Annotated in this window: 1 protein-coding gene; it reads left to right on the forward strand. The window is 53.1% G+C overall.

Annotated elements, in window-relative coordinates; translation table 11 throughout:
• Positions 1-1,689: non-ribosomal peptide synthetase (locus G9G53_RS25555; protein ID WP_165150869.1), on the forward strand; the 1,689-nt coding region annotated here is incomplete at both ends.

The raw sequence follows: 1,689 nt of genomic DNA on the forward strand, positions 1-1,689 counted from the left end.
GTCATCTATACGTCGGGTTCGACTGGAAATCCGAAAGGAGTTATGCTCCAGCATCGCTCGGTCCTCAACTTTATTACTGGGATGCGCGAAGTCATTGATTTTGAAGCGAGCCAAACCATGTTGTCACTGACGACCATTTCATTCGATATTTTCGTATTGGAAACCATTCTCCCCCTGTTGGGTGGAATGACGGTTGTGCTTGGCGACAGCCAGCATCAGGTGAATCCTCAGGCGCTGGGTGAGTTGATTACTCAACATTCGATTGAGATGTTGCAAATGACCCCATCCCGGTTACAAATGCTGTTGGGTCATGAAGCAGGCTCGCGCGTGCTGCAAAGCGTGAAGGCAATTATGGTTGGGGGCGAAGCTCTTCCGTCCAAGCTGCTCGCAGCACTGCAAGAGATAGACGGTCCCCGTATTTATAACATGTACGGACCTACAGAAACGACGGTGTGGTCGGCCGTGCAGGAACTGACCCATGCTCAGCATATTAATATTGGACGTCCTATTGCGAATACCCAAATCTATATCATGAATGCGAGTGGAGAATTGCAGCCCGTCGGTGTGCCGGGCGAGTTATGTATTGCCGGGGAAGGATTGGCCCGTGGGTATTGGAAACGTGAAGAACTGACGGCCGAGAAATTTGTGATTAATCCGTTTGCTGGGGGTAAGGCAGGCCATGAGCGGATGTACCATACAGGCGATTTGGCGAGATGGACGCCGGACGGCAACATTGAATATTTGGGGCGGATGGACCATCAGGTGAAAATTCGGGGCTACCGAATCGAACTGGGCGAGATCGAATCGCAGCTGTTGCAGGTGGAGTCGGTACAAGAAGCGGTCATCATGGCTCGTGGGGACGAAACGGGTCAAACACAGCTCGTGGCGTACTATGTGGCGAGTCAAGAACTGGGAGCCGGTGAGCTGAGACATGAGCTGGGACAAGAACTGCCAAGCTATATGATGCCGTCGTATTTCATCTGGTTGGAGCAGATGCCGCTGACACCGAACGGTAAAATCGACCGCAAGTCCCTGCCAGCACCGGAAGGCAATCTGCACAGCGGTGCGGATTATGTAGCGCCACGCACTGCACCGGAACGAGCGCTTGTAGCGGTCTGGCAGTCCGTCCTGGGTGTGCCAACCGTCGGTATGTTGGACAATTTCTTTGATCTGGGTGGCGATTCGATCAAGGCGATTCAAATCGTATCGCGTGCATTCCAGGCCGGCTACAAGCTGGACATGAAGGATTTGTTCCGCTATCCCATCGTCGCAACCCTGGCATCGCATATGCATGAGGCCAGTCGTAGGGCAGATCAGGGAGAAGTAAGCGGAGAAACGGCGTTGCTTCCGATCCAGCACGAGTTCTTTGCGCAGGAGCAAGTAGACGTGCATCACTTTAATCAGGCGGTTATGCTGCACCGGGAGCAGGGGTTTGACGAGTCGGCTCTGCGTCAGGCGCTTGGCAAGCTGACAAAGCATCATGATGCTTTGCGAATGGTGTTCAGCAAGACCGCGCAAGGCTATAAAGCATGGAACCGTGGAATACAGGAAGGCGAGCTGTATCAGCTGGACGTGCTGGACTTTAGGGATATAACGGATGAAGCCATGCTCAGCGTGGCAATGGAGGCGAAAGCTACCGAAATTCAAAGCAGTATCCAACTGCAAGAAGGGCCGCTGTTTAAAGCAGGT

Origin of the sequence: Paenibacillus sp. EKM206P (genome assembly GCF_011066155.1) — a bacterium.
GTDB lineage: Bacteria > Bacillota > Bacilli > Paenibacillales > Paenibacillaceae > Paenibacillus > Paenibacillus polymyxa_D.